The 20,975-nt window shown below is 70.2% G+C and carries 19 protein-coding genes; 9 read left to right on the top strand and 10 right to left on the bottom strand.

From position 1 onward, the window contains the following. Positions 1-70 precede the first annotated feature (70 nt). From ASG12_RS10285 to ASG12_RS10270, 4 genes are all read left to right on the top strand, one after another. Positions 71-1,159 (top strand): S-(hydroxymethyl)mycothiol dehydrogenase, encoded by a 1,089-nt coding sequence (locus tag ASG12_RS10285; RefSeq protein WP_055788851.1) that lies wholly within the window; start codon positions 71-73, stop codon positions 1,157-1,159. Next, positions 1,156-1,782 (top strand): MBL fold metallo-hydrolase, encoded by a 627-nt coding sequence (locus ASG12_RS10280; RefSeq protein WP_055788847.1) that lies wholly within the window; start codon positions 1,156-1,158, stop codon positions 1,780-1,782. The genes ASG12_RS10285 and ASG12_RS10280 overlap by 4 nt, the downstream gene beginning before the upstream one ends. Before the next feature lie 107 nt (positions 1,783-1,889). Beyond that, positions 1,890-2,600, top strand: coding sequence for a hypothetical protein (locus tag ASG12_RS10275; protein ID WP_055788844.1), 711 nt, complete (start codon positions 1,890-1,892; stop codon positions 2,598-2,600). An 88-nt stretch (positions 2,601-2,688) separates the two neighbouring features. Continuing rightward, positions 2,689-3,744, top strand: a complete 1,056-nt coding sequence (locus ASG12_RS10270) for a DUF4192 domain-containing protein (RefSeq protein WP_156378050.1) — start codon at positions 2,689-2,691, stop codon at positions 3,742-3,744. Positions 3,745-3,761: 17 nt separating this feature from the next. On the opposite strand, the gene galE is transcribed toward ASG12_RS10270, so the two are convergent. Together galE and ASG12_RS10260 are read right to left on the bottom strand one after the other, a co-directional pair. Beyond that, positions 3,762-4,748, bottom strand: coding sequence for a UDP-glucose 4-epimerase GalE (gene galE / locus ASG12_RS10265; protein WP_055788838.1), 987 nt, complete (start codon positions 4,746-4,748; stop codon positions 3,762-3,764). Between the two features lie 16 nt (positions 4,749-4,764). Continuing rightward, entirely contained in the window at positions 4,765-5,445 is a 681-nt protein-coding gene (locus tag ASG12_RS10260; RefSeq protein WP_045822631.1) for a metal-dependent transcriptional regulator, read from the bottom strand. A gap of 124 nt (positions 5,446-5,569) precedes the next feature. Between ASG12_RS10260 and ASG12_RS10255 the strand changes: the two genes are divergently transcribed. After that, a complete protein-coding gene (locus tag ASG12_RS10255) occupies positions 5,570-6,853 on the top strand; it encodes an acetoin utilization protein AcuC (RefSeq protein ID WP_235456538.1) in 1,284 nt (427 codons plus the stop codon). Between the two features lie 10 nt (positions 6,854-6,863). Beyond that, a complete protein-coding gene (locus ASG12_RS10250; RefSeq protein WP_200932772.1) occupies positions 6,864-9,572 on the top strand; it encodes a bifunctional acetate--CoA ligase family protein/GNAT family N-acetyltransferase in 2,709 nt (902 codons plus the stop codon). A 60-nt stretch (positions 9,573-9,632) separates the two neighbouring features. On the opposite strand, the gene ASG12_RS10245 is transcribed toward ASG12_RS10250, so the two are convergent. The 3 genes from ASG12_RS10245 to ASG12_RS10235 form a co-directional block, all read right to left on the bottom strand. Beyond that, entirely contained in the window at positions 9,633-10,625 is a 993-nt protein-coding gene (locus ASG12_RS10245; RefSeq protein WP_045822634.1) for a sigma-70 family RNA polymerase sigma factor, read from the bottom strand. A gap of 151 nt (positions 10,626-10,776) precedes the next feature. Next, positions 10,777-12,279 carry a DUF7782 domain-containing protein gene (locus tag ASG12_RS10240; protein ID WP_055788835.1) on the bottom strand — a complete coding sequence of 501 codons (1,503 nt, stop codon included), beginning with the start codon at positions 12,277-12,279 and terminating at the stop codon, positions 10,777-10,779. Positions 12,280-12,321: 42 nt separating this feature from the next. Beyond that, complete coding sequence (locus ASG12_RS10235) at positions 12,322-12,663, bottom strand: DUF3099 domain-containing protein (RefSeq protein ID WP_052688825.1); 342 nt, start codon at positions 12,661-12,663, stop codon at positions 12,322-12,324. Between the two features lie 90 nt (positions 12,664-12,753). On the opposite strand from ASG12_RS10235, the gene ASG12_RS10230 reads away from it, so the two are divergent. Beyond that, complete coding sequence (locus ASG12_RS10230; RefSeq protein WP_045822545.1) at positions 12,754-12,996, top strand: DUF3039 domain-containing protein; 243 nt, start codon at positions 12,754-12,756, stop codon at positions 12,994-12,996. Here the strand turns inward: ASG12_RS10230 and ASG12_RS10225 are convergent, their stop codons facing one another. Beyond that, on the bottom strand, positions 12,997-14,016 hold the full coding sequence (locus tag ASG12_RS10225; protein WP_055788830.1) for a YihY/virulence factor BrkB family protein: 1,020 nt from the start codon (positions 14,014-14,016) through the stop codon (positions 12,997-12,999). Positions 14,017-14,360: 344 nt separating this feature from the next. On the opposite strand from ASG12_RS10225, the gene ASG12_RS10215 reads away from it, so the two are divergent. Continuing rightward, positions 14,361-16,055, top strand: coding sequence for a DEAD/DEAH box helicase (locus ASG12_RS10215; RefSeq protein WP_235456536.1), 1,695 nt, complete (start codon positions 14,361-14,363; stop codon positions 16,053-16,055). Positions 16,056-16,156: 101 nt separating this feature from the next. Here ASG12_RS10215 and ASG12_RS10210 read toward each other — a convergent pair whose 3' ends face one another. Then, the gene (locus ASG12_RS10210) at positions 16,157-16,363 is read right to left on the bottom strand and encodes a DUF7455 domain-containing protein (protein ID WP_055788822.1); all 207 of its coding nucleotides are present in this window, start codon (positions 16,361-16,363) and stop codon (positions 16,157-16,159) included. A gap of 159 nt (positions 16,364-16,522) precedes the next feature. On the opposite strand from ASG12_RS10210, the gene ASG12_RS22300 reads away from it, so the two are divergent. Then, entirely contained in the window at positions 16,523-17,881 is a 1,359-nt protein-coding gene (locus ASG12_RS22300; protein WP_055788819.1) for a DUF952 domain-containing protein, read from the top strand. Position 17,882: 1 nt separating this feature from the next. On the opposite strand, the gene ASG12_RS10200 is transcribed toward ASG12_RS22300, so the two are convergent. Genes ASG12_RS10200 through ASG12_RS10190 form a run of 3 tightly spaced genes read right to left on the bottom strand, consistent with a single transcriptional unit; the run spans position 17,883 to position 20,876 of the window. Next, the gene (locus tag ASG12_RS10200) at positions 17,883-18,956 is read right to left on the bottom strand and encodes a DUF5685 family protein (protein WP_055788817.1); all 1,074 of its coding nucleotides are present in this window, start codon (positions 18,954-18,956) and stop codon (positions 17,883-17,885) included. Between the two features lie 4 nt (positions 18,957-18,960). Beyond that, a complete protein-coding gene (locus ASG12_RS10195) occupies positions 18,961-19,650 on the bottom strand; it encodes a response regulator (RefSeq protein WP_055788814.1) in 690 nt (229 codons plus the stop codon). Continuing rightward, positions 19,647-20,876, bottom strand: coding sequence for a sensor histidine kinase (locus ASG12_RS10190; protein WP_055788810.1), 1,230 nt, complete (start codon positions 20,874-20,876; stop codon positions 19,647-19,649). The genes ASG12_RS10195 and ASG12_RS10190 overlap by 4 nt, the downstream gene beginning before the upstream one ends. Between the last annotated feature and the right edge of the window lie 99 nt (positions 20,877-20,975).

Raw genomic sequence — 20,975 nt, 5'->3', positions numbered from 1 at the left:
CGTCGATCACTCATGCCAAGATCGGCATGAGAGCACGAACACGACACACCGACGAAGGGTCAGACGTTTCATGCCACAGCAGGTGCGAGGGGTAGTCGCGAAGAGCAAGGGTGCACCGACCGAGGTCGTCACCATCACGCTGCCCGATCCGGGGCCCCGTGACGTCGTCGTCGCGATCGCGGCGTGCGGCGTGTGTCACACCGACCTCGCCTACCGCGAGGGCGGCATCAACGACGAGTACCCGTTCCTGCTCGGTCACGAGGCCGCAGGCACCGTGGAGCAGATCGGCGACGAGGTGACGCATGTCGCCGTCGGCGACTACGTGGTGCTCAACTGGCGCGCGGTCTGCGGACAGTGCCGTGCCTGTAAGCGTGGACGTCCCTGGTACTGCTTCGACACCCACAACGCCAGTGCCCCCATGACCCTGGAGGACGGCACCGAACTGACCCCTGCACTGGGTATCGGCGCGTTCGCCGACAAGACCCTCGTCCACGAGGGGCAGTGCACCAAGGTCGACCCCGAGGCCGATCCCGCGGTCGCCGGACTGCTCGGCTGCGGCGTGATGGCCGGGCTCGGTGCGGCGATGAACACCGGTCACGTCGAGCGCGGCGACAGCGTCGCGGTGATCGGGTGCGGGGGTGTCGGCGACGCCGCCATCGCCGGAGCCCGCCTGGCCGGTGCGTCGACGATCATCGCCGTCGACCGCGACGCCCGCAAACTCGCCTGGGCCACCGATCTCGGGGCCACCCACACCATCGACGGGTCGCAGGTCGACGACGTCGTCGCCGCGATCCAGGAACTCACCGACGGCAACGGCGCCGACGTCGTGATCGACGCCGTCGGTCGTCCCGAGACCTACGAGACCGCGTTCTACGCGCGCGATCTGGCCGGCACGGTCGTCCTCGTGGGTGTCCCCACCCCGGAGATGCGACTCGAACTGCCGTTGGTCGACTTCTTCTCCCGCGGCGGATCGCTGAAGTCCTCCTGGTACGGCGACTGCCTGCCCGAGCGTGACTTCCCGATGCTCGTCGATCTGTACCGGCAGGGACGTCTGCCCTTGGAGAAGTTCGTCTCCGAGCGGATCTCGCTCGATGACATCGAATCGGCGTTCCACAAGATGGAGGCCGGCGAGGTCCTGCGATCGGTGGTCGAGCTGTGACGTTCCGCATCGACCACGTCGTGACCTCCGGGAAGTTCGAACTCGACGGCGGCAGTTGGGATGTCGACAACAACATCTGGATCGTCGGCGACGAGCACGAGGTCGTGATCATCGACGCGGCGCACTCGGCCGAGCCGATCGTCGACGCCGTCGCGGGCCGAACGGTGCGGGCCATCGTGGCCACCCACGGCCACAACGATCACATCACCGTCGCCCCGGAGCTCTCGGAGCGACTCGACGCGCCTGTCCTGCTACACCCCGGTGACGACATGCTGTGGCGCGAGACCCATCCCGACGCCGCCCACGGAGACATCGAGGACCGACAACGGATCCCGGTCGCCGGGACCGAGCTGGTGCTGATCAACACCCCGGGCCATTCGCCGGGGTCGTGCTGTCTGTACCTGCCCGAGGCGGGCGTGCTCTTCAGCGGCGACACCCTGTTCGCGGGCGGGCCCGGCGCCACCGGACGGTCGTTCTCGAGCTTCCCGACGATCATCGACTCGATCCGGGAGCGCATCTTCACCCTCGACCCGGGTACCGAGGTGCGGACCGGACACGGTGATTCGACGTCGGTCGGCGAGGAGGCACCGCACCTCGAGGAGTGGATCGCCCGCGGCAGCTGAGGCTGCTCATGGTCCGAGCAGCTGAGGCTGCTCGTGTTCGGGAGCAGCTGAGGCCGAGGACGTGTCGGTCCGCGGGTGGGGTGCGGCGAGATGGCACAGTCGTCACGGTGACCGCCGCACGTACCCTCCACACCCGCCGACCGCTCGGTGCCGCACTGGTCGGAGCGGTCGTGGCGGTGTGCCTGCTGGCGGGGTGCACCGACGGGATCGACGGGACACCGGTCGCCGCCTCGGGGGCCTCGGCGTCCGACGGCGCGCAGGCCATCGACCGCCTGGCGCTGTCACCGTCGGACTTCCCGTCGGATTACCCCGCGACCCGACTGCGCAGCGAGCAGGCCGGTGACGCCCTCGCCGATCTCGCCGGTCGACCCCTCGGTGGCACGGTCGATCCCGCATCGTGCCTGCCGCCGCAGATCCCGTCGGGCTCGGGCGATTCGGTCGTGATCACCGGGATGTCGACCACCGGTGGCAATCTCACCGTCGTCACCACGCGCGCGCAGACTCCGCTGTCGCAGCTGTCGGACCTCGTGTCGCGGTGCGGGAGCTACACCGCCGACATCGGCGGGGTCACCTCCAGGGTGACCCAGGAGGTGCTGCCCGCCTCACCCGTCGATTCGCAGGAGTCCATCGCCTTCCGCCGAGTGTCGAGTTCCGGGCGGGCCCCGGTCACCCTCACGCAGACCACCACGGTCCTCGCCGCGCAGAACGACGGGATCCGGGTGTACGCGTCCTACCTGTCGTTCTCCGGGTCGCGACCCGACGGAGCCGCTCTCGACGCGGTGTTCACCACGGCCGTGGAGCGTTCCCGCGGTCGGTGACGTGGGGATCGGGGTGATCTGTGCACAACTGCGCCTGATCGCCTCTCGCCCGTGCGACCGTGTCGCCGTGGTGGGTCACGGTCGTCACATGAGCATCGAACCCACCACCGTCACCCTCCACGATCCCGGGGACCTCATCGCGGCCGTGCCCGCGATGCTCGGCTTCGTCCCGCAGCGTTCCCTGGTCCTGCTCACCTTCGGGGGCTCGGGTTCACGGGTCGAGGTGACGATGCGCCACGACATCGATCTCGATCCGTTCGGCGAACCGAGCGAGGCGATGTGCGCCGTCATCGAGCACCTCTGCGGCGTCTGTCTGCGCGAGCGCGCGTCGGCGGTCGTGGCCGTCGTCGTCGACGACCGCATCCCCGGCGACGACCCGCGCTGGGCGTCGGTGTTCGACGTCATCGACCTCGGTCTCGCCGATCTGGGGCTCGCCGCCGGGTTCGCCACCGACGAGATCGCCTCGGGCGCACGCTGGTACACCGCGTGGGGACATCCCGACCACCATCTGGCCGGAGGTCGACTCGCCGATCCACGGTTCACGCCGACGGCCGTGGCCCATGCTGTCACCACCGGACGCGTCATGGCCGGGTCGCGCGCAGAGATGACCGCCGCCGTCGAGCCCGGGGCGCACTGCGAGCGAGGGATCTGTGCCGCCGACGCGACCGTGTCGGGACCCACGCCCGACGACACCACACGTCTGCGGCTGGTGCTGGCGGCCGTCGACTCCGGTCTGGGCACGGATCCGCGATGCGCTGACGTGGTCGCCCTCGGCGACGCGATCCGGTCGGTGCACGTCCGCGACGCGCTGCTGGCCCTGGCCGCGAGCGATCGTGCCGACGACGCACAGCATCTGTGGGCCGATCTCACCCGACGGTTACGCGGACGCGGCCGCGCCACGGCGGCAACGCTGCTCGCCCACCTGCACTATGTCGCCGGCGACGGTGCGATGGCGGGCATCGCACTCGACGCCGCGCTCGCCGCCGATCCGGGGAACTCGTTCGCGACACTGCTCGACGAGTCGCTCCGGGCCGGTATGCGACCGGACGTACTCGCCGAACTGTTGCCGACGAGTCGTGATCTCGCACGTCGACTCGGTGTCGCACTACCCCCGACGCAGCACCGGATGCGTCGCGGCGCCTGACACCGCGAAGGGGCGGGTCAGGCCCGGGGAGCGGAGTGCGCGCGGTCGCCGAGTGCTCGGGTGTACTCCCACGCGTCGGCGACGATCGTCGGCAGCGCGGTGTTCGTCGGCGACCACCCCAGGTCGCTGATCGCCTTGTCGCTCGAGGCGATCAGCACCGCCGGGTCACCCGCACGACGCGGTGCCTCCTCGACCGGGATCTCGAGACCGGTGACGTCGGCGCAGGTCTCGATCACCTGGCGGACCGAGAAACCCGACCCGCTGCCGAGGTTGTAGATCTCGTGGCGGCCCGCGACGGCCGATTCGAGGGCCAGGGCGTGCGCCCGCGCGAGGTCGTAGACGTGGATGTAGTCACGGACTGCCGTGCCGTCGTCGGTGTGGTAGTCGGTGCCGAAGATCTTCACCGACTCGCGATGGCCGAGGGCGGCCTGCAGCACGATCGGGATGAGATGCGTCTCCACGCGCCGGTTCTCCCCGGCGCCGCCGTGGGCGCCGGCGACGTTGAAGTACCGCAGGCTCACCGCGGCGAGACCGTGAGCACCGGTGTAGGAGGTGATCGCGTGGTCGATGGCCAACTTCGTGGCCCCGTACGGATTCGTCGGACGGGTCGGCGACGACTCGAGGATCGGAACCGACTCGGGTTCACCGTAGGTCGCGGCGGTCGAGGAGAACACCAGACGCGGTGTGCCGGTCCTGCGGATCGCCTCGAGGAGGTCGAGGGACTCGACGACGTTGCCGTACCAGTACTTCTCGGGCTGCTCGACCGACTCGCCGACGAGCGACTGTGCCGCGAAGTGCAGGACACCGTCGAACCGCGACCCGCCGAGGACGTCGGCGGCGACGGCACTGACGTCGCCCTCGACGAAGTCCGCGGCGTCGGGAACGGCATCGCGGTTGCCGGTGATGAGGTTGTCGACGACGGTCACCTCGTGACCGGCCTCGATCATCACCCGGGCGCAGACGCTGCCGACGTAGCCGGCCCCTCCGGTCACCAGCAGCTTCATGCGGTCACCGGCCGCGTCACACCTTCTCCACGTGGACCGAGTGCGCCATCTCCGAGGAGAGGTGCAGTCCACCGTGACCGGGGGCGTTGATGGTCACCGCGCCGTGCTCGCTGGTCACGGTCACGCGGGCGTTCGGCACCACACCCGCCTCGCGGAGCTTGCTGATGAGGTCGCGGTCGTCCTGGGCGTGCTCGGACAGCCGTCGCACGATGACGGCGACCGGCTCACCCTCGGGCAGGTCCGACAGCCGCGTCGCGTTGTCCATCGTGGCGCCCTCGACGCCGAGGAGATCGAGCCCGGGGATCGGGTTGCCGTACGGCGAGGTGGTCGGGTGCTCGAGCACCTCGAGCAGACGTCGCTCGACGTTCTCGCTCATCACGTGCTCCCAGCGGCACGCCTCGGCGTGGACCTCGTCCCAGGGCATCCCGATCACGTCGACGAGAAGCCGCTCGGCCAGACGGTGCTTACGCATCACCGCGATGGCCAACGACCGGCCCTGCTCGGTGAGTTCGAGCTGGCGATCCCCGGCGACGCGCAGCAGGCCGTCGCGCTCCATCCGCGCCACCGTCTGCGAGACCGTCGGTCCGCTCTGCTCGAGGCGCTCGGCGATCCGCGCACGGAGGGGCACGATGCCCTCCTCTTCGAGGTCGTAGATGGTGCGCAGGTACATCTCGGTGGTGTCCACCAGATCGTTCACGGTGCCCATCCCTCCGCCACTCGGGGCATCATCGTCACATCGGACAGATTACCCGCATCCGGGTCGCTCCATGCCGAGGCGAGTCGCTCTAGCCTGGGGGCATGGCGGCGAACAGCGATCGGCAGTGATCGGAACGGGTGCACGCACCGACACGCTGGTGGTCTGGACCGACGATTTCCTCGGTTACCGGTGGAGTCCGAGCCACCCCATGAACCCGATCCGACTGGCGCTGACCATGTCGCTGGCCGATCACCTCGGCGTGCTCGCCGGTGTCGACCCGCTGGTCCCCGACGCGGCGTCACACGACATGCTCACCACCGTCCACCGTGCCGAGTACATCGAGGCGGTGCGGGCCGCGGGGGCGACCGCCTCCGGCGACGTGGTCCCCGGGTACTCCGCCGCGGTCGGCGAACGCATCTTCGGCCTCGGCGGCGCCGACAACCCGGTCTTCCCGGCGATGCACGAGGCGGCGTCGCTCCTCGTCGGCGGGACGGTCGCGGCGGCCGACGCGATCGCGCGCGGGGTCGCCCGTCGTGCGGTGAACATCGGCGGCGGGATGCATCACGCGATGCCCGCCCGTGCCTCGGGCTTCTGCGTCTACAACGACTGCGCCGTTGCCATCCACCGACTGCTCGCCGCGGGCTTCGACCGCATCGCCTACATCGACATCGACGCCCACCACGGCGACGGTGTCGAGCGCTGTTTCGCCGGTGACCCACGGGTGTTGACGGTGTCGCTGCACCAGCACCCCACCACGCTGTTCCCCGGGACGGGGTACGCGAGCGACGTCGGTGAGGGCGACGGTGCGGGCACCACCTCGAACGTACCGCTGCCGCCGGGCACCCCGGATCGTTTGTGGCTGAGGGCCTTCCACGCGATCGTGCCGAGCCTGGTCGCCGACTTCAGGCCACAGATCATCGTCAGCCAGTGCGGCGTCGACAGCCACCGCGCCGACCCGCTCACCGATCTGGCGCTCACCATCGACGGTCAACGTGCGGCGATCCACGCCATGCGCGACCTCGCCGACCGCCACTGCGACGGCCGTTGGCTCGCGGTGGGCGGCGGCGGATACGGGGTGGTCGACGTGGTGCCGCGCATCTGGACCCACCTCATCGCCGCGGCTCTCGACCGCGATGTCGACCCGACGACTCCCACCGGCGAGGCGTGGCGCGCCTCGGCACACGCCGCGGCGTCGGCGGTCCACGAGGACTTCGCGACCGACGTCTCCGCCGAGACCATGTCCGACGGCGGCGACATCGACTTCGACCGGTGGGAGGGCAACTGGGGACAGGAGCCCGCCGACGGGATCTCCGCCCACCTGCACTCGGCGACCGATGCCGCCATCCTCGCCAGCCGCCGCGCCGTGTTCCCCCTGCGCGGCCTCGACCCGGAGGATCCGCGTGACTGATCGCGACGAGATGTCGCCGGACGGCCCCACGCCGTCGCCGGTGGACGGGTCGGCCGGAACCGGCAACGGCCCCTGGGATTTCCCGCAGCACTGGACCGCCGACGTGCTGGCGTCGGACGGGGGAGCGGTGCATCTTCGGCCGATCGTCCCGGACGACGCCGACCGCATCGTGGCCTTCCACGCGACGTTGTCGGAGCGGACGCGCTACATGCGCTGGTTCGGCCCGTACCCGGAGATGTCGGCACGGGACGTGCGTCACGTGACCACCGTCGACCACCACGACCGGGTGGCCCTCGTGGCGCTGCTGGGTGGCCGGATCATCGCGATCGGGATCTACGAGAGCCTCCGTTTCGCGGGTCGACCGCGCGCCGCGGAGGTCGCGTTCGTCGTCGCCGACGACCACCAGGGCCGTGGTCTGGGCACGGTGCTGCTCGAGCACCTCGCCGGGGCCGCGGCGGAGAACGGGTTCGACCGCTTCGAGGCGGAGGTCCTCACCGAGAACCGCGCGATGCTCGCGGTGTTCCGCGACGCGGGGTATCAGCTCTCCCGCAGCTTCGACGGCTCGACCGTGCACGTCGAGTTCCGCATCGACCCGACCGATGCGCTGCTCACCGTGCGCAACTCCCGCGAGGTCGGCTCGGAGGCCCGCAGCGTCTCGAACCTGCTGGCGCCCGGATCGGTCGCGATCATCGGGGCCTCGGCCGACCGGCGCAAGGTGGGCAACGCGTTGCTGGCCAACGTGATCGAGGGCGGCTTCAACGGACCGGTGTTCCCGGTCAACGCCGAGGCCCGCGCCGTGCGCGGCATCCGCGCCTACGCCTCGGTCCGCGACATCCCCGACCCGGTCGACCTGGCCGTCGTCGCGGTACCCGCCGACACCGTCGGCGACGTGCTGCAGGACTGTCTGTCGAAGGGGGTCAAGACGATGGTCGTGGTCTCGGCCGGGTTCGCCGAGTCCGGCGACGCCGGTGCGGTCGCCGAACGCACCCTCGTCCACGAGATCCGCGCCCACGGCATGCGGCTGGTGGGTCCCAACGCCCTCGGCGTCATCAACACCGACCCCGACATCGCCCTCAACGCCACCCTCGCACCGCGCGTGCCCGGTCCCGGCCGCGTCGGGTTCTTCTGTCAGTCCGGGGCGCTCGGCATCGCGATCCTCGACGCCGCGGCACGGCGGCATCTCGGTCTGTCGACCTTCGTCTCGGCGGGCAACCGTGCCGACCTCTCCGGCAACGACCTCCTGCAGTACTGGGACAGCGACCCGCGCACCGACGTGATCCTGCTGTACCTCGAGAGCTTCGGTAACCCGCGCAAGTTCTCCCGGCTCGCGCGGCGGGTGTCGCGGAACAAGCCGATCGTCGCGGTGAAGGCCGGGCGGTCGGCGGTGGCCCCGTCGCAGGAGCGACGCGACTCCACCCTCGACGACGCCAGTGCGCGTGCGGTTCTCGAACAGTCCGGCGTCATCCAGGTGGACACGATCGCCGACCTCTTCGACTGCGCGACCGTGCTGGCCTACCAACCGTTGCCGCAGGGCCCCCGCGTGGCGATCGTCGGGAACTCGACGGTCCTCGGTGTGCTCGCCGGCAGCGCCGGGGAACGGTTCGGGCTGCGCGTGGTGGAGCAGATCGATCTCGGTGCCGGGGCCGGGGCGGGCGAGTTCGCCGCCGCGCTGCGCAAGGTGGTCGCCGACGACGAGGTCGACGCCATCGTCGCGGTGTTCGTACCGCCGGTCGCGGTGGGCGCCGACAGCTACGCCCGAGCTCTGACCGACGCCACTGCCGGCAGCGCGAAGACCATCGTCTCGACGTTCCTGGCGGTCGAGGGCATCCCGGCCAACCTCACCGTGCGCGACGGCGACGGCACCCCCGTGCGTGGCTCCATCCCGTCCTATCCGGCGCCCGAGCGGGCGGCGACGGCGCTGGGGCAGGCGTGGCGCTACGCGCAGTGGCGTGCCCGCCCCGAGTCACCCGTGATCCGCCCGGCCGACGTCGATGCCGACGCCGCCCGCGAGGCGGTGCGCGCCGTCGGCGACGACACCCACCGCGAGACCGTCGCCCTCGACGAACGCCGGTCGGCGCAGGTGTTGGCGGCCTACGGGATCGGGGTCACCGAATTCGTCGAGGTCGACGACGCCGACTCCGCCGCCGCGGCCGCGGACCGACTCGGCTATCCGGTCGCGGTGAAGGCCGTCTCGACCACCTGGCGCGGTCGACTCGACGGCGAGGGCGCGCGCCTGGACCTCTCGACCGCCGCGACGGTGCGCGCGGCGTTCGACGAGTTGATCGCGGTCACCGGCGAGCGATACCTGCAGGTTCAACGCATGGCGGCACGCGGGGTGGCCGCGATCATCCGGGTCCGCGACGACCCGTCGTTCGGTTCACTGATCTCGTTCGGGTTGTCGGGTGCGACGTTCGATCTGCTCGGCGATCACGCGCACCGGGCCATCCCGTTGACCGAGGCCGATGCGTACGAACTCATCGCCGCACCCCGGTCGGCGCCGCTGCTCACCGGGTATCGCGGACAGGCCGCGGTGGATCGTGACGCCCTGGCCGACCTGCTCATACGGGTCTCGACCCTCGTCGACGACCTCCCCGAGATCCGTGAGGTCGCCCTCGATCCGATCCTGTGCTCGGAGCACGGCGCCGAGGTGCTCTCCGGCCGGATACGCATCGGCCCGGTACCCACGAGAGCGGATACCGGGCCGAGGAGACTTGCGTGAACGCTGCGCGATCGGACGACCTGCGTGATCGCTTCGCGAGCGAGCGCCTGATGCGATCGATCAGCTGGCGTAGGCGCGCAGACGCTCCGCGCGATCACCCTGACGGAGCTTCGACATGACCTCACGCTCGATCTGACGGACCCGCTCGCGCGACAGGCCGAACAGGCGACCGATCTGGTCCAGGGTGCGAGGCTGGCCGTCGTCGAGACCGAAACGCAGACGGATGACCTGCTGCTCGCGTTCGTCGAGGGTGGCCAGCACGGTGCGGACATCGGTGTGGAGCAGACCGGCGATGACAGCGCTCTCGGCCGAGGTGGCCTCGGCGTCCTCGATGAAGTCGCCCAGGGGCGCCTCCTCGTCGGTGCCGACGGGCATGTCGAGGCTCACCGGGTCGCGGCTGTGGTCGAGCAGATCGGCGATCTTCTCGGCCGGGATGCCCGACTCCTCTGCCAGCTCGTCGTCGGTGGCCTCACGCCCGAGCTGCTGGTGCAGTTCGCGCTTGATGCGGGCGAGCTTGTTGACCTGCTCGACGAGGTGGACGGGGAGCCGGATGGTACGGCTCTGATCGGCCATGCCGCGGGTGATCGCCTGGCGGATCCACCACGTCGCGTACGTCGAGAACTTGAATCCCTTGGCGTAATCGAACTTCTCCATCGCGCGGATCAATCCGAGGTTGCCCTCCTGGATGAGGTCGAGCAGCGGCATGCCACGACCGGTGTAGCGCTTGGCCAGCGACACCACGAGGCGCAGGTTGGCCTCGAGCAGATGCGACCGCGCCGACTCGCCCTCGCGGACGAGCTGCGCGAGATCGCGCTTCTTGGTGGGGGACAGCCGCTTCTTCGTGGCGAGCACGTGCTTCGCGTAGAGACCGACCTCGATGGCCTTGGCCAGGTCGACCTCCTGCTCGGCGTTGAGGAGAGCCGTGCGGCCGATCCCGTTGAGGTACACCCGGACGAGATCTGCCGCCGGGCTCTGGGCGTCGAGATCCGCGTCGGTCATCTGCGGGCGGATGGTGTCTGCGGGCCTGATCGTCGTGGCGGTGGAACTGGGCATGTCGGCCTCCTCGCGAGCGTGTGTCTTCATGGGGTTCAACGGTTCGCTCTACGCGAATAGTTCCCCGCTGTCCCCTGACCAAACACTCCTGACCTGTGGCGATGTCCAGACCGGTCTGAGAAGTTGCTGAGAGTACCCCTCGCCTCGCCGGTCAGCCGGGTGGGAGCAGGATCCCGTGGCGCACGAGGTCGCCCACGAAACCTCGCAGCACCGCGGGGTCGAGCGACTCGCCGGTGGCCGCGGCGAGCAGATCGGCGACGTCGGCGACCGACAACCCGTCGTGGGAGAGACCGGCGACGAGCGAGCGGCCCCAGGAGTCGATCTCGTGCGTCCACCGCGGCCCGTCGGTGCGATGCAGCCGGCACACCACCTCCGACCACCCGGCGCCGTCGACGCCGATCGTCGAGATCTGTTCCAGCGCCACGTCGGGGGCGAGCTGCAGTCGGGCGTCATCGATGTCGTGGGAGCGCAGCCACGCGGCGCGGGACAGGTAGGCATCGGCCTCGGGTCCCATCGGGTCGGAGATCGCATGCGACATCTCCTCGGCAAGCAGATCGGTCGCCTCGCCCGTGGACCGCAGGAACACGAATCCGAACCCGACGCCCTCGACGCCGGCACGGTCGAGGTGCTCGAGCCACTCCTGCGCGCGGCGCGCCCCCTCGCCCGACCGTGGGTCGAGGCCGGCGTCGCGCAGCCAGGTGCCCACGTACAGAGCGGGATCGGCGACGTCGCGCTGCACCACCCAGGCGTCGACGCCGTGGTCGGGGATCCAGTCGGCGACCCGCTCGCGCCAGTCGCCTCCGGTGACGACCCACGAGGCCAGCAGGCACGCGGTGCCGCCGTCGGCGAGGTGGTCGGCGGCCGTCGACACGACGAGTGCGCTCGCGCCGTCGAGATCGAGTCCGGAGTCGCGATAACTGTGGGTCACCGTCGGTGTGCCCACGACGAAGGGTGGGTTCGCGACGACGTGGTCGAACCGTTCGCCGTCGACCGGTGCGAACCACGGGCCGGTGCGCAGGTCGTACCGGTCGGCGCCGATGCCGTTGATCGCCATGCCCGCGCGCGTCATCGCCGCGGCGCGCGAGGTGATGTCGGTGGCGACCACGTGATCGGCGGTGTCGAGGGCGTGCACGGCCTGCACCCCGCATCCGGTGCCCAGATCGAGGACCGATCCCGACGCGGTCACCGAGGCGCGCAGCAGCGACAACGACGCCTGGCCGACGCCCAGCACGTGGTCCGGGGCGATCGTGGTCTCGCGGGTGGCGCCGTCGAGGTCGGAGAACAGCCAGCGTGTGCCGCGGCCGGTGTCGAGGGGACGGACGTCGACGGCGGCGCGCACACCGTCGCCGTCGGGACGGAGGAGTCCGACCGACTCCGCGGTGTCGAGGTCGAGCGGGCCGAGAGCGGCCGCCACCTCCGAACGGTCGCAGGTGTCACCGATCAGCAGCAGCCGGGTCAGCGTTCCGAGTTCGCCGCCGCCGGCACACGCGCGCCGCACCGGAACGGGTTCACCGCGACCCAATGCGGCATGCGCGTCGTCGCCGAGCAGGTCGAGGACGCCGTCGGCGTCGTAACGGTGGGCGACGAACGCGGCCCGCAGATCGTCGGCGATGGTGTGCAGGTGCGCGACGTCGGTCGGCGCGGGCTGGGTCATGGCACGACCGTGTCACACGATGACTGGCACACCGGGGGTGGATCAGTCGTCGTGACCCTTGAGCTGACGGAAGTGCGTGGCGGCGACCGCGGGCGGGTCGGCGTCGCCGGACCACTTGTAGCGGGGGACCTCGCCCTTCTCGCGCGGCGGGCGGTCGTTGGCGATGAGCACGGCCACCCAGGGTATCGGGATCGACAGCGCGATGACGGCGAGCGCCAGCAGACCCGACCCGGTCGCGCCGTAGACGATCCCGGCGATCACGAGGGCGGGGACACGGAAGGCCATCAGGCTCAGGTAGCGACGGACCCGGGCCTTGTGCTGGTCTTCCTGAGAGACCTGCGCCTGGGTGATCAGGATCGCTTCTCGTGCCTCTTCGTGTGCCATTGCTCCACTGTTGCACTTTCTGTCCAACAATGCATCGATGCAGCTCACATACGACGTTGGTCACCTCTGGGAATCAGGCAGAATGGGGCCATGGGAACGCAGACCATCGAACGCCCCGATGTCGACATCGACACCGACGAGACCACCGATGACGACACCCCGAAGTTCTTCCACTACGTGAAGAAGAACAAGATCGCCGAGAGCGCGGTCATGGGCAACCATGTCGTCGCGTTGTGTGGCGAGGTGTTCCCGGTGACGCGCTCACCCAAACCGGGTTCGCCGGTGTGCCCCAAGTGCAAGAAGATCTACGAGAAGCTCAAGAAGGGCGAGTGATCAGCGCGGTCTGATGTGCTCGCGACGCTCGGGTGCATCGGCCTCGGCCGGTCGGGACTGACGGCGGATCGGACCGGTCTGGATGCGCTTGGGCACCGACTTCAGCTGGTCGGTGAGATCGGTGGTCTGCGCCGACACCCAGTCCTTGACCTGCTCGATGTGGGTCGGTCCCGCCGTGGGCCACGTGGCCTGCACGGCCGCGTTGAACTGCGCTCCGATCACGATGGCGAACCCCAGGAAGAACGTGAACAGCAGGAACGCGATCGGCGTGGCCAGTGCGCCGTAGGAGTATCCCGTCTTCGTGATCGACCCCAGGTAGATACGTAGGCCGGCACTGGCGAACCAGAACACGATGCCGGCGAGCACCGCTCCGCCGACGAGCCGATGCCAGGGGAGCGGCTTCGGCAGCGACACGCGGTACAGGGTGGTCAACCCCAGGATCAGCAGGATCGCGACAGCGGGGTAGTAGCCGATGTGGATCACCTGCGTGCTGAACGGTCTCCACGAGTCGGGTGCGATGTCGGCGGCGTAGGTGGGGCCGAGCGCGACGAGGGGCAACACGAAGGTCGCGACCACCAGGAACACGATGTAGAGGTTGAGCGCGAAGACGCGCTGCCACACCGCGTTTCGCACATCGTGTTGATCGTGGGCCTTGTTGATCGAGTCGACGAAACTCGACATCGCCGACGACCCCGACCACAGCGACAACACGAATCCCAGCGAGATGAGCTCACCGCGCCCGCGAGCGAGGACGTCGTTGACCGTCGGGGTGATGATCTCGTCGACGATGTTGTCGCTGAAGGTCTGACCGGCGAAGTTGATGATCCGGGTGCGGATCATCTCCGTGGTGCCCGGACCGAACCACCCTCCGATGTAGCCGATGCTGCCCAGCAGTCCGAGGAGCAGCGGCGGGAGCGACAACGTCTGCCAGAAGGCGGCCTGCGCCGACATGCCGAAGATCGAGTCGTCCCACGCCTTGACGATCGCCCGCCACATCACCCGCGGGAGCGACCTCAGCACAGGCCGACGTCCCGGCGACGCGGTGCGTGTCGGTTCGAGGTCGGGATCGTCGCCGGTGGAGGTGATGGGTTCAGCATCCCCGATCGAGCCGCGCGGTGGGCGCAGGAGGTCGCGCCGACGACCGTGTCGCCGGTCTCCGGCGGGACGATTCGTGCCGCCGCGAGGGTACGATCAGACGCGTTCGGCAGTCGGTCCACCCGGATGGCTGACGCGATCGGTGTGACCGGCGAGCCTCTCGTCGCCCACGGGTCGTCGACACCCCCGCCCATCACATCACGAACGCCCGTCGCGACTGCCCACCCCCGTTTCGACATATGTCGAGGAGTTCTGAGATTTCCGAGGTCATGGTTCCCCAGGCCACCGAGTCGCTGCGCACCTGGCAGCGCCGTGCGCTGACCAAGTACCTGGCGACCGCGCCGCGCGACTTCCTCGCCGTCGCCACGCCCGGTGCCGGTAAGACGACGTTCGGTCTGCGGATCGCACGAGAGCTGCTCGGTGACCGCACGGTCGATCAGATCACCGTGGTCGCGCCGACCGAGCACCTGAAATTCCAGTGGGCGCAGGCCGCCGCGCGTGTCGGCATCGCTCTCGACGCCAACTTCCGCAACACCGTCGGCGTCACGAGCAGCGACTTCGACGGCGTGGTGCTGACCTACGCCCAGGTCGCCGCCCACCCCTCACGACACCGCGTGCGCACCGAGAACCGGCGGACGCTGGTGATCCTGGACGAGATCCACCACGGCGGCGACGCGAAGACCTGGGGCGACGCGATCTCCGAGGCCTTCTCCGACGCGACCCGCCGTCTGTCGCTCACCGGGACACCGTTCCGATCCGACGACGCGCAGATCCCGTTCGTCACCTACGAACCCGACGGGGGCGGGGCGCTGCGCTCGAAGGCCGATCACAGCTACGGTTACGCCGACGCCCTCGCCGACGGCGTCGTGCGGCCGGTGGTGTTCCTCGCGTACTCGGGCCAGGCCAGCTGGCGCACGAGCGCCGGCGAGGAGTTCTCCGCCCGACTCGGTGAGCCGCTGTCGGCCGAGCACACGGCCCGTGCGTGGCGCACCGCGCTCGACCCGCACGGAGACTGGATCCCCGCCGTGCTCACCGCCGCCAACACCCGCCTGGGCCAGCTGCGCACCTCGGGCGTCCCCGACGCCGGTGGACTGGTCATCGCGAGCGACCAGAAGACCGCCCGCGACTACGCGGAGCTGCTCGAGGAGATCTCGGCGTCGCCGGTCACGCTCGTGCTCTCCGACGAGGCGTCGTCGTCGAGCCGCATCGACGAGTTCGCGGCGTCGGACGACCGATGGATGGTCGCCGTGCGCATGGTGTCCGAGGGTGTCGATGTCCCGCGGCTGGCCGTCGGCGTCTACGCGACGAGCGCCTCGACCCCGCTGTACTTCGCCCAGGCCGTCGGTCGGTTCGTGCGATCACGGCGTCCCGGCGAGACCGCCAGCGTGTTCCTGCCGTCGGTGCCGGTCCTGCTGCGCCTGGCCAGCGAGCTCGAGGCGCAGCGCGACCACGTCCTCGGGAAGCCGCACCGCGAGAAAGAGGGCTTCGACGACGAGCTGATCGCCGAGGCGAACAAGACCGAGGACGAACCCGGTGACGACGACCCGGCGTTCATCTCCCTGCACGCCGACGCCGAACTCGACCAGGTCATCTTCGACGGGTCGTCGTTCGGCACGGCCACCTTCGCCGGCAGCGACGAGGAGTCCGACTACCTGGGCCTGCCGGGTCTGCTCAACGCCGATCAGGTGCGCGACCTGCTGCGGCAGCGGCAGACCGATCAGATCACCACCCGGACCGCGGCACCCCCGCCGCCGCCGCGGGAGAAGACCGAATCGACGGGCCAGCAGCTGTCGGCGCTGCGTCGAGAGCTCAACAGCCTCGTGGCGATGCACCACCACCGCACCGGTAAGCCGCACGGCATGGTGCACAACGAGCTGCGCACCCGCCTGGGCGGTCCGCCCACCGCCATGGCGACCGCGGATCAACTCAAGGAGCGGATCAGCGCGCTGCGCACCTGGAAGTGACGTGGTCTACCAGCGATGGTCCCGGAGACACGTCAACGGCACCGCCGCGATGCGACGATGCCGTTGACGACAGCTCTCCAGACCGCGGGGCGGTCGGACGATCAGACCAGCTCTTCCTCGGAACGGGTCACCGTGGCACCCATGTCAGCGAGTCGGGCCTCGTGCTCGTTGTAGTGGTGGCGGCAGAAGAGCAGTTCACCGCCGGCCGGGAGGGTCGCGCGTACACGTGCTGCTGCACCGCAACGGTCACAACGGTCGGCAGCGGTGAGGGGCATGGAGATCGAGGTGGTGGTGATGACATCTGACATGGTTCCTCCGTCCCGGGCGAGCGCGAACGCTTCCCTTCGCGAGCTGACCCACCAGGAGTGGTGGGCTTCTCTCACTCTTTCAGACGAATCAGCTCCCCGTATTGTTCCCGCGCCGCAGCACACCGGTCGTCATTCATCGTTAACAACCGGGGGCCTGCGGTGATCGGGCGCACGCCGAGGAGCGCCGGACACCCCGGCGGCGACCGGGCCCGCTTCGTCTGGGTCCTCTTCGTGGTCGGCGCGGTGTGTCAGTACCTCGGTGCCGCCATCGCCGTCCCGCTCTTCGACCGGACCGATCCCGAGGTCGTGGCGTGGCTGCGCACGCTGTCCGGCGGGGTGGTGCTGGTCGTCCTGACGCGCCCGGTCGCGATCGTGGGCGACCGTGTGCGCCTACGCCGCGCGACGGTGTTCGGACTCGTCACCACCGCCATGAACATCGCGTTCTACCTCGCGATCTCGCAGGTCGACCTCGGTGTCGCCGTCGCCGTCGAGTTCATCGGCCCGATCACCGTCGCCGCGCTCGCCGCCCGGGGAGCACGTGCGATTGCCGCACTCGTCGCGGTGGCGCTCGGTGTCGTGCTGGTGAGCGGGGTGTCGCTGCAGGGGTCGGCGATCGGGGTCGGTTGGGCGTTGCTCGCGGGCGCGCTGTGGGGCGGGTACATCGTGTTCGGTGCCCGGGTCTCGGCGGCGGGTGCAGCCGCTGAGAGCGGTGTGAGCGGATGGCGGCACGGTGTCGAGGATCTCGGTGTCGGCCTCGCGATCGCCGGTGTGCTCTCGGCGCCGTTCGTCCTCGGTGTGAGTGTGGTCACGGGAGCACCGAACCTGTCTCTCGGCCTGGTCGGCTTGGCGGCGGCGGTCGGGGTGCTCTCCAGTGCGGTCCCGTACGTGCTCGACCAGATCGTCCTCACCCGGATCGACCGCGGGCGGTTCGCGCTCATGCTGTCGCTGCTGCCCGCCACGGCGGTGATCGTCGGCGCCATCACGCTCGCGCAGATCCCGGCCCCACTCGAGCTCGTGGGCATCGCGCTGGTCATCGCGGCGATCGCGCTCTCGGCGGGTCGACCTCGGCGCGTGACGCCCGAATCGCCCGATCGACGACCGCACGCCCCGGCCGATGTGGCACCGTGGACGTCGATGACATCGCCTCCTGTCGACGACCCCGGTCCGGTCGTGCACCTGTGTCCCAAACCCGACTGGGTCCACGCGTCGAGCCACGGACGGCTCGAGCCGGAGTCACTGTCGACCGTCGGGTTCATCCACCTCTCCGACCTCCGCCACGTGCACATCCCGGCCAACGCGGTCTTCGCCGGTCGCACCGACCTCGTGCTCCTCGAGATCGACCCGCAGCGCGTACCCGCCGACATCGTGTGGGAGGACGGCGATCCGCCGCATCCTGACGGCATCGCGTTCCCGCACCTCTATGGTCCGCTCCCGGTGACGGCGGTGATCCGCGTGCACGACTACCAGCCGGGGCCCGACGGGACGTTCGCCCCGCGCACCACCCTCGACGCGCACTGACTCAGCTGCAGTCGCAACAATCGCAACAGTCGCAACAGTCACCGCAATCGCAGCAGTCCGCACAGTCGCAGCACTGCTTGCGAAAGGACGTGCACCATCCGTCCTCGGACTCGTCTGCTGCCGGGGTCTGCGGGCCCACCACGCACAGGGCCACGCCGATGGCGCCGAGTGTGCGGTACCCGCGCACCGTCCGGGTGTTGCTGCGCGAGCCCGTCGAGCGGCCGGCGAAGGTGTCGGTGATGGAGTGCCGCAAGCCGCGAACCACGAGCGCGCGGGCCAGACGGTCGTCGCGCAGACCCAGTCCGTCGATCTCCTCGGCGATGGTCCGGTGCAGGCGCAGACACTCCGCCTCCAGCTCGTCGATCGTGACCCCGGTCGCGTCGATGAGGTTGTAGGCGCCGGAATCGCGGTCCGTCGCGAGATCCTCGACCGCGTCGAGGAGGTGGCCGCACCGCCCGAAGGCCGCCCCGATGCGGGCGAGCGCGGCGCGGTTCTCCGGCCGGTCCGCGAGGTCGGCGGTCGCGGCGAACACAGCGGCACAAGCGTGTTCGGTGGCGGCCGTGATCTCGTCGATGTCGGTCGAGGCCTGTTCGACGGCTGCCTGGCCGGCGACACCGGTGATGACGGCGGCGGTGTCGAGGGCGTCGCCGACCGCCAGGTCACGGGACGCTCCACGTCGCAACGGCCCGGCGACGCCTCGTGCGACAGAGGTCCGCAGACGCGACCGGCCGGACAGCGCGAGCGCCGCCTCGCCGACCTCGTCGGTGGCCTTGGCCGCAGCGAGGGTCAACGATGTCGTGGCCGCGAGCCGCACACTGAGCGCCTCGGCGGGGATGACCTGCGCCGGCCGCATCCCGCGCAGTGCGGCCCGACCGGCGCGCACCCGCATGTCGGGAACCGCCTGCTGTGCCTCGAGGAGCACCGACGCGGCGATCGCGTCGGTGTTGAGGGTCGCACGGGCGACCTGCCAGTGACGGTCACGCAGCGTGAGGCAGGCGCCACACATGTGCGCGCGCCACAGGTCGACGACGTCGCGGTCGGCTCCACGCAGGCACGGCGTCAGGATCCCCAGCACCCGGTCAGTGGATCACGTCGGGCCGTACATCCGCACCACGAGCCTGCCGTGTCCATCGCGACTCGCGGGCAATGATCGCCGCCTGCACCCGTGACCGGACGTCGAGCTTCGCCAGGACATGCGACACATGGGTTTTCACCGTCGTCGGACTGACGAACAGACGCACGGCGATGTCGGCGTTCGACAGGCCGTCACCGATGCAGTCGAGCACCTCGCGTTCACGATCGGTGAGGACCGACAGGTCCACCGCCGGTGACGACCGGGTGGTCGACCGACCCCGGGCGAATCGGTCGATCACGCGGCGGGTCACCTCGGGTGCCAACACCGCGTCGCCCCGCGCGACCGACTCGATGGCCGCGACGATCGCCTCGGTCTCGGCGGTCTTGAGCAGGAACCCGCCCGCACCGGCGTCGAGCGCCGCGAACACGTGGTCGTCGATGTCGAACGAGGTCAGCACCAGCACTGAGGCGAGACCGGCCCGCACGATCTCGGTGGTGGCGGTGATGCCGTCGGTGCCGGGCATGCGGATGTCCATCACCACGACGTCGGGTCGCAGCGACCGCGCCAGCCGGACCGCCTCGTCACCGTCGGGGGCCTCACCGACGATCTCGATGCCGTCGGCCTGTCCGAGCATCATCGACAGTCCGGCGCGGATCGCCGTGTGATCGTCGGCGATGACGACCGTGATCGTCACGCGGCGGCCCCGCTGTCGGGGAGGGGCAACGACGCCGTGACGACCCAGTCGCCGCCCACGCGTCCCGCGGTGCAGCGGCCGCCGGCGGCCCTCGCCCGCAGCGCCATGTTCGCGACACCGTGCCCGCCTGGGCCCGATGCGGCCGCCTCGTCGAGCACGGCGTTGCGGACCGTGAGCGTCAGTCCGCGCGGATCGACCGCGAATTCCATCGAGATCGGTTGCCGCCGAGCATGTCTGGTGGCGTTGGTGAGTGCCTCGGCCGCGATACGGTAAGCGCACACATCGATCGCGGGCGGCAGCTCGGGCGGGACCTCCGGAGTGACGGCCACGGGAGATCCCGCGGTCCTCGCCGTGGTCACGAGGTGGTCGATACGCCGCAGCGACGCGGTGCGTGGCGAGCCGTCGTGGTCATCGGTGTCGTGGCGGTTCGTCGCGCTGTCATCCGCGTCGAGGACGTCGATGAGGGCACGCATCTCGCCGAGTGCGGCGACGCTGTTGGCGCGTACCGATGCCAACACCTCGGCGGTGATGGGGGAGGCGGGGCCCGCGGTGAGGGCTGCGGCCGACTGCAGGGCGATGCCGGACAGGTGGCCGGCGACGATGTCGTGGAGATCGCGGGCGAGGCGTCGCCGTTCCTCGGTGACGGCGTCAGCACGATCGCGGTCGGCGAGCTGCGCCAGGATCGCCGATCGTTCCCGTTCGGCCGCGGCGGCCACGCGGTGTTCGGCGATGGCGCGGCCGTACCCGATGGGGCCGATCACCAGGGCCAGCACCCACAGTCCGGCGAGCAACACCGTCTGCCAGCTTGCCCCGAGCGCGATCACCGTCGCGAAGGCGAGGACGGCGATCGCACCGAGGACCGCGTACATCGTGTGGACGGTGCGACGACCTGCGTACAACGCCACGGCGTACACCACGTCCGACAGCACCAACCACACCGAGAGCGACTGCGCCACAACGGTGTCGACCGCGACCACGGCGAGACACAGGGTCAGGGCCGTACCCGGCGAGGTGGAACGCAGCGATTGCGCTCCGCAGGCGGCGGCCAGGGTGATCAGCCCGATCCACCGGGGCAGGTCGAACGGTGCGCCGGAGTTGCCGCCGATCACGCTCAGATCGGCGGCGTAGAGGACGACACCGAGGGCGCCGAAGGCCAGACAGACGCACAGATCCCGTGACCGCGGCCGATCGGCCACCGCACTCCACACCTCGTCCGCCTCCTTCACCCGACGTATCCCATCTCACCACGGGTACCCCGACCCGGGGATCGTCCGAAGTGATGAGCCCCGGGCTGCGAGATCGGGCCCGCGGCCGACGCGGGGGCC

Source organism: Williamsia sp. Leaf354 (assembly GCF_001424365.1).
Lineage (GTDB): Bacteria > Actinomycetota > Actinomycetes > Mycobacteriales > Mycobacteriaceae > Williamsia_A.
The sequence above is the reverse complement of the archived record's forward strand: the minus strand, read 5'-3'. Positions and strand labels throughout refer to the sequence as shown.

Bases quoted from the DNA above. Each gene is read 5' to 3' on its own strand.
- ASG12_RS10285 (WP_055788851.1), top strand. From the start codon at position 71: ATGCCACAGCAGGTGCGAGGGGTAGTCGCGAAGAGCAAGGGTGCACCG.
- ASG12_RS10270 (WP_156378050.1), top strand. From the start codon at position 2,689: ATGAGCATCGAACCCACCACCGTCACCCTCCACGATCCCGGGGACCTC.
- galE (WP_055788838.1), bottom strand. From the start codon at position 4,748: ATGAAGCTGCTGGTGACCGGAGGGGCCGGCTACGTCGGCAGCGTCTGC.
- ASG12_RS10250 (WP_200932772.1), top strand. From the start codon at position 6,864: ATGTCGCCGGACGGCCCCACGCCGTCGCCGGTGGACGGGTCGGCCGGA.
- ASG12_RS10245 (WP_045822634.1), bottom strand. From the start codon at position 10,625: ATGCCCAGTTCCACCGCCACGACGATCAGGCCCGCAGACACCATCCGC.
- ASG12_RS10240 (WP_055788835.1), bottom strand. From the start codon at position 12,279: ATGACCCAGCCCGCGCCGACCGACGTCGCGCACCTGCACACCATCGCC.
- ASG12_RS10235 (WP_052688825.1), bottom strand. From the start codon at position 12,663: ATGGCACACGAAGAGGCACGAGAAGCGATCCTGATCACCCAGGCGCAG.
- ASG12_RS10230 (WP_045822545.1), top strand. From the start codon at position 12,754: ATGGGAACGCAGACCATCGAACGCCCCGATGTCGACATCGACACCGAC.
- ASG12_RS10215 (WP_235456536.1), top strand. From the start codon at position 14,361: ATGGTTCCCCAGGCCACCGAGTCGCTGCGCACCTGGCAGCGCCGTGCG.
- ASG12_RS10210 (WP_055788822.1), bottom strand. From the start codon at position 16,363: ATGTCAGATGTCATCACCACCACCTCGATCTCCATGCCCCTCACCGCT.